At 61.9% G+C, this 6,900-nt stretch carries 2 protein-coding genes; both read left to right on the top strand.

Annotated features, from left to right (window positions below; translation table 11 throughout):
• Positions 1 to 5,246, top strand: a 5,246-nt coding sequence (locus QWY79_RS03870; protein WP_290270065.1) for a beta strand repeat-containing protein, incomplete at its 5' end; no start/stop codon positions are given.
• A 176-nt stretch (positions 5,247 to 5,422) separates the two neighbouring features.
• Complete coding sequence (locus QWY79_RS03865) at positions 5,423 to 6,829, top strand: TolC family protein (protein WP_290270064.1); 1,407 nt, start codon at positions 5,423 to 5,425, stop codon at positions 6,827 to 6,829.
• Positions 6,830 to 6,900 lie beyond the last annotated feature (71 nt).

Genomic DNA, 6,900 nt, shown 5'->3' with positions numbered 1-6,900 from the left:
CCGACTTCAATGGCACGGACAGCTATACCTACACCGTAACCTCCGGCGGCGTCACCGAGACCGCTACCGTCGATGTGACGGTCGAACCGGTGGCTGACGGCGTTGCCGACAGCTTTACCACCCTGGAAGACACGCCGCTTGATGCCGACGTGTCGACCAATGACACGCACAGCGCCGCGGCGAGCTACGCGCTCAACACCGATGCCGCCAACGGCACGGTGTCGATGAACCCGGACGGCACCTTCACCTACACGCCGGATGCCGACTACAACGGCAGTGACAGCTTCACCTACGACGTCACCGATGTGAACGGCGACACCGAGACGGTGACGGTGGATCTGAGCGTGACGCCGGTGCCCGACATCAGTGATGACACGGCGACCACCGATGAAGACACCGCGGTGACGACCGACGTTCTCGATAATGACAGCTTCGAGTCGCCGGACGCCGAGGTGACCGCGGTTACTCAGGGCACCAATGGCTCGGTGAGCATCGACGGCAATGGCCAGGTGACCTACACGCCCAATGCCGACTTCAATGGCACGGACAGCTACACCTATACGGTGACCTCGGGTGGCGTGACCGAGACGGCGACCGTCAACGTCGCGGTCGATCCGGTGGCTGACGGCGTCGCCGACAACTTCACCACGAACGAAGACACGCCGCTCAGCGATGACGTGTCGACCAATGACACGCACAGCGCTGCGGCCACCTATAGCCTGAATAGCGATGCCAGCAACGGGTCGGTCAGTCTCAACGGCGATGGCACCTTCACCTACACGCCGGGTGCTGACTATAACGGCAGTGACAGCTTCACTTATGACGTCGAGGACGTGAACGGCGACACCGAGACGGTGACGGTGGATCTAAGCGTGACGCCGGTGCCCGACATCAGTGATGACACGGCGACCACCGACGAGGACACGCCGGTCACCACTGGGGTCCTGAACAATGACGACTTCGAGGGCACACCGACGGTCACGGGGGTGACGCAGGGCACGAATGGCAGCGTCACCAACAACGGTGATGGCACGGTGACCTACACGCCGGACGCCGATTTCAATGGCTCCGACAGCTATACCTACACGGTGACCTCCGGCGGCGTCACCGAGACCGCTACCGTCGATGTGACAGTCAATGCGGTGGCTGACGGTGTGGCCGACAGCTTTACCACCCCGGAAGACACGCCGCTCAGCGAGGATGTGTCGACCAATGACACGCACAGCGCCGCGGCGAGCTACAGCCTGAACACCGATGCCGCCAACGGCACGGTGGCAATGAACCCGGACGGCACCTTCACCTACACGCCGGATGCCGACTACAACGGCAGTGACAGCTTCACCTACGACGTCGAGGACGTGAACGGTGATACCGAGACGGTGACCGTCGATCTGACCGTTGATCCGGTTCCTGACATCAGTGATGACACGGCGACCACCGACGAGGACACGCCGGTCACCACTGGGGTCCTGACCAATGACGACTTCGAGGGTACGCCGAGCGTGACGGCGGTGACTCAGGGCACCAATGGCTCGGTGAGCATCGACGGCAATGGCCAGGTGACCTATACGCCCAATGCCGACTTCAATGGTACTGACAGCTACACCTATACGGTGACCTCGGGTGGCGTGACCGAGACGGCGACGGTCAACGTCACGGTAGACCAGGTCAATGATCCGGCGAGCTTCGCCGGGGACACTTCCGGCAGCGGTGATGAAGACACCGCTATCACTGGCACGCTGACGGTCAACGACGCGGCCGACGGCATGAGTACCCCGGGCTTCACGATCGAGGCGGGTGATGAGCCGGCCAACGGCACGGCGAGCATCGATGCCGATAGCGGTGAGTGGATCTACACACCGAACGCCGACTACAACGGCAGTGACAGCTTCACGGTCAGCGTCACCGATGATGATGGCAACGTGGAGACCCGGACGATCGACGTCACGGTCTCCCCGGTGGCGGATATCGTCAATGACAGCGCGACCACCGATGAAGACACCTCGGTGACCACCGACGTTCTCGATAATGACAGCTTCGAGGGCACACCGACGGTCATGGGGGTGACGCAGGGCACCAATGGCTCGGTGAGCATCGACGGCAATGGGCAGGTGACCTACACGCCCAATGCCGATTTCAATGGCACGGACAGCTATAACTACACCGTAACCTCCGGTGGCGTCACCGAGACGGCGACGGTCAACGTCACGGTAGACCAGGTCAATGATCCAGCGAGCTTCGCCGGGGACACTTCCGGCAGCGGCGATGAAGACACCGCTATCACCGGCACGCTGACGGTCAACGACGCAGCCGACGGCATGAGTACCCCGGGCTTCACGATCGAGGCGGGTGATGAGCCGGCCAACGGTACGGCCAGCATCGATGCCGATAGCGGTGAGTGGACCTACACGCCGAACGCCGACTACAACGGCAGTGACAGCTTCACGGTCTCGGTCACCGATGATGATGGCAACGTGGAGACCCAGACGATCGACGTCACGGTCGATCCGGTGGCGGATATCGTCGATGACAGCGCGACCACCGATGAAGACACCGCGGTGACGACCGATGTTCTCGATAATGACAGCTTCGAGTCGCCGGACGCCGAAGTGACGTCGGTCACCCAGGGTACGAATGGCAGCGTCACCAACAACAATGATGGCACGGTGACCTATACGCCGGATGCCGACTTCAATGGCACGGACAGCTACACCTATACGGTGACGTCGGGAGGCGTCACCGAGACGGCGACGGTCAACGTCACGGTCAATGCCGTGGATGACGGCGTGGCCGACAGTTTCACCACCCCGGAAGACACGCCGCTCAGCGAGGATGTGTCGACCAACGACACCCACAGCGCTGCGGCGAGCTACGCGCTCAACACCGATGCCGCCAACGGCACGGTGTCGATGAACCCGGACGGCACCTTCACCTACACGCCGGATGCCGACTACAACGGCAGTGACAGCTTCACTTATGACGTCGAGGACGTGAACGGTGAGAGCGAGACGGTGACGGTGACCCTGACGGTGACGCCGGTCAATGATGCTCCGGTTGGCGTGGATGACAACCTTGCGGTAACCGAAGACACGCCAGTTACGCAGAATATCCTGGGTAACGACGTCGACACCCAGGGCGATCCGTTGATGGTTTCCTCGGCGGAGATCGACATAGATGGGGACGGCACGCTGGATCCGTTGACGCTGGGGTCCACGACGCCACTCACCGATGGCGCGGGCAACCCGATCGGTGACATCACGCTGAACTCGAATGGCGACGTGACCTTCTCCCCGGCGGTGAACTACACCGGTCCCGTTCCTGAGCTGAGCTATACACCGAATGATGGGAACGACGACGGTACGCCCGCAAGTGTCAGTATCGGACCGGTGTCGCCGGTCAATGATGCCCCGGTGGCCGAGGATGACAGCTTCACGGTGGCTGAGGGTGGCAGCACCAGTGTGGCGGTGCTGGGCAATGACAGCGATGTCGACGGTGACAGCCTGAGCGTGGCCACCATCGACGGCCAGGCCGCGACCGTTGGCACGCCGATCACCCTGGCGGACGGTTCCGGCACCGCGACCCTGGAAGCCGGCGGCAGCATCACCTTCAAGCCCGCGGCAGACTACAACGGCCCGGCGAGCTTCGAGTACGAGATCTCTGACGGCACTGCTACGGCCACGGCGACAGTGAACGGCACGGTCACGCCGGTCAACGACGCCCCAACGGGCGTCGAGGACAGTATCCCGGTGACCGAGGATACGCCGGTCACCAACAACATCCTGACCAATGACGGCGATCCGGATGGTGACCCTCTGACGGTCGACACGGCGACCATCGACCAGGACGGTGATGGCACGCCGGATCCGTTGCCGCTGGATACGCCGACCGAGATCACCGATGGCTCGGGTACGCCGATCGGCACGATCACGCTGACCCCGAACGGTGAGCTGACCTTCGAGCCGGCATCGAACTATAATGGCCCGGTGCCGGAGCTGACCTATATCCCGACGGACGGCACCGATCCGGGTGCGCCGACTACAGTGACGCTCGGCCCGGTGACGCCGGTCAATGACGCGCCGACGGGCGTCGATGACAGCATTCCGGTGACCGAGGACACGCCGGTCACGGACAACATCCTGACCAATGACAGCGATCCGGAGGGTGACCCGCTGACGGTCGACACGGCGACCATCGACCAGGACGGTGATGGCACGCCGGATGCGTTACCGCTGGGCACGCCCACCGAGATCACCGATGGCTCGGGTACGCCGATCGGCACGATCACGCTGACCCCGAATGGCGATCTGACCTTCGTGCCGGCAAAAGGGTATACCGGGCCTGTACCCTCTCTGGGCTATTCCCCCAGTGATGGCCAGGATGCGGGGGAACCCCGAACGGTAAGCTTCGGGCCCATCGAGCCGCTGGAGGACATCCCGACGTCGCGTCCTTCCGCCGACCCCGGTGGTGACCCGCTGGAGGAAAGGCCATTCGATCGGCGCGCCGGGATCTACGCCGATCCGATCGTCGGCAGCGTTGCCAATGCTCAGAACGACCTGTCCAGCACAGCGAGCCTGATGTCGGATGTCAACACCGGTCAGGGGGTCAGGCATCCGCTGATGACGGCAGTCGATGCCATTCAGTCGCTGGGTGGCACTTCGGATCTGCAGAGTCAGGCACTGTATGGGAATGACGCCAGTGTCGAGGCCCGCGGCGCCGTGCTCGCCGCCGTCGACAATGTTGGCTTCGAACCCATTTTCGGTGGCCAGACTTTTGCGACCAGCGACTTTGATGAGCGCTTGAAGGCTCTGTTTGATGCCGGCCGTCAGCAGCAAAGTGCCGAACTGATCACCGAACGCGGGGAAGGCCTGCGGTTTGTCGCCTTCCGGGGTGACGACGGCTGGGTCGTCCAGGCTTCCGCGATGACGTCAAGCGGCAACCCGCTGGGTATAGACGCGATTCACGTGCAGGGAGAAACGGGGGTCTCGGCCGAGTTTGATGCCAATGGCATCGCGCTCTTGACCCTTGATGAGGCGCCTGGCAACTCGCAGCTCGAGATTGGCATGGCGAATGGGTATAGCACACACATCTCGCTCGACCTGTCAGTCGATGGTCAGGGTGACGCGGTCGGCGTGAGTGCCAGCGAGGTGCTCGGTCATACCTTTACCGCCCAGACGGAACGACTGGTATTTGCCCGCAACGCCGAGGCATCGAGACTCATGAATGCAGTATCCAGGGGAGTGCTATGAAGCTAGCAGGTCATCGTGGCATGGCGCAGGAGAACAAGTCGATGAAACCATTACGGCAGGGTCTGGGGCTTGGACCGTTGGGCATGATGCTACTGGTGGTGTCAGGTTGTTCGATTAACCCCCAGCCACTGACCCAGGCTGAGATGGATGAATTTGCGGCTGACAAGCAGAGTCGAATGATCTCCGATGAGCAGGTACCGGTGACGCAAAGCATCGATCTTTATGAAGCCATGGCGCGGGCACTGAAGTACAACCTCGACCATCGCCTGGAAGTAGCGGATCGCCGCCTGCGCAACGCGGAATTCCGCGACGCGGAGATGGATATGCTGCCCGAGCTGGTGGCCAAGGCCAATTGGTCGGACCGCAACAACGATCCCTTTTCGACCTCCATCACGGAAGAAGGCAGCCTGGAAAATTCCCTGGCATCAACCTCGGCAGACCCGGGGAGCACATCGGGAAGCCTGGAATTGACCTGGGATATTCTGGATTTCGGACTTTCCTACTTCCGTGCCAAGCAGGCCGGCGACAAGTTCTTCATTGCGGAAGAGCAACGGCGCTCCACGGTCAACCGACTGCTGGAAGATGTGCGTACTGCCTATTGGCGTACCGTGGCCGCGGAACGCCACCTGGACGAGATCGAGCAGCTCGAGAAGCGCGCCGCTGAAGCCCTGCAGGAGGCCAGGGAGCAGGTCAGTCGTGGGGAGGGCGGACGCCTCGATGCGTTGCGCTACCAGCGTGAGATGCTGGATACCCTCAAGACGGCCAAGGAGTTGCGTCGCGACCTCTTTGTCGCCAAGAACCAGCTGGCAGCCTTGATGAACCTGCCGCAGGGCCAGGATTTCTCGGTGGTCATGCCCGAGCACACGGATTTGCAGACGCCGGTGACGACCCTGTCGCCTGAGGCGATGACCGACGCTGCATTGCGCAACCGGCCCGAAATGCGCGAAGTGGCCTATCGCCTGCGTATCAACGATGAAGAAGAAAACGCCTCCATCCTAGAAATGTTGCCTTCCATCCGCGGCTACCTGGGGGCCAACTTCGATACCAACGAATTTCTGGTCAATCAAAACTGGACGGGCTGGGGCGCCCGGGTATCCTGGGATCTCATGAGTCTGGCTCAGTATCCTCGGCGCCAGGACGCCATCGAGCGCCAGGATGACCTGCTCAATGCCCGGGCCCTGGCATTGACACAGTCCATCGCGACCCAGGTCTATGTGGCACACAAGCGCTTCAGCAGCCTGCAGGAAGAGGTGCAGACTGCCGAGGAATATCACGAGACATCGCAAAGCATCTTTCGGCAGGCTCGCAACGAGTATGAAGCCGGCGTCGGATCGCAGCGTGAATTGGTACGCGAGCAGCTCAAGTCGATTCTGGCTTCGCTGCGCTATGATGCGACCTATGCCGAGATGCAGGGCGTCTTCGCCAATGTGTATGCCGCCATGGGACTCAATGCCTATGATGGCAACATGACGGGGGAGGAATCACTCGAGGATCTCGAGAAGGCGCTTCGAGAGCTCTGGCGCGAACGTGGTGACATGGTTCAGACCAGCCGGAGCGCATCAGCCCAGGATGTAACGGGGTAGTAAGAGGATGGCGCGTACCTGATAGCGCCGGCCGGTTATCGCCAGGGCTGCTTCAGCTCTGGCGATCCTGT

Source organism: Halomonas sabkhae, from assembly GCF_030409265.1.
Classification (GTDB): domain Bacteria; phylum Pseudomonadota; class Gammaproteobacteria; order Pseudomonadales; family Halomonadaceae; genus Halomonas; species Halomonas halmophila.
Note: the sequence above shows the minus strand (reverse complement) of the source record. Positions and strands in the feature narration are given on the sequence as shown.

Excerpts from the sequence above, each read along its gene's own strand:
- QWY79_RS03865 (WP_290270064.1), top strand. The coding sequence starts at position 5,423 with ATGATCTCCGATGAGCAGGTACCGGTGACGCAAAGCATCGATCTTTAT.